Consider the following 527-nt stretch of genomic DNA (forward strand, 5'->3'; position numbering starts at 1 on the left):
TGGTAGAGCTATCGCGAGGAAAAAGCGCTCGGGTAATAGGGCATTTAATGACCTTAGCGGTATTGATGAAGGCGCAGCCTCTGGCTTATAACCGTGATAATCAAGAAGATAAAGAGCCGGTGTTTGATACTGCCGATCAAGTGCTGGCCACTTTAAACTTATACAGCGAATTAGTTTTAGGATTAACCGTTCATAAACAGGTGATGAAAAAAGCAGTTGAACAAGGTTATGCCACTGCAACCGATTTGGCCGATTATCTAGTGAAAAAGGGTGTACCTTTTCGAGACAGTCATGAAATTGTTGCCCAAGTGGTCAAAAAAGCAGAGGAAAAAGGAAAAACTTTGCGGGATATGCCCTTAATGACCTTGCAGCATTTTAGTCCGGTCATTGAAAAGGATGTATATGCAGTTTTAAGCCTGGAAGGAAGTATGGAAAGTCGCAGAGTAACGGGGGGTACGGCGCCTTTACAAATCAAAAAACAGCTAAAAAGGTGGAAAAAGATTCTTGGTTTATAAGAACTTTTGCAC

The 527-nt window shown here is 41.9% G+C and carries 1 pseudogene; it reads left to right on the forward strand.

The features are described 5' to 3' along the window. A pseudogene (locus tag J5M58_RS26135) lies at positions 1-515 on the forward strand (argininosuccinate lyase); the annotation flags it as partial. Between the last annotated feature and the right edge of the window lie 12 nt (positions 516-527).

It is taken from the genome of Pseudomonas sp. 32_A, assembly GCF_017490905.1.
GTDB lineage: Bacteria > Pseudomonadota > Gammaproteobacteria > Pseudomonadales > Pseudomonadaceae > Aquipseudomonas > Aquipseudomonas inefficax.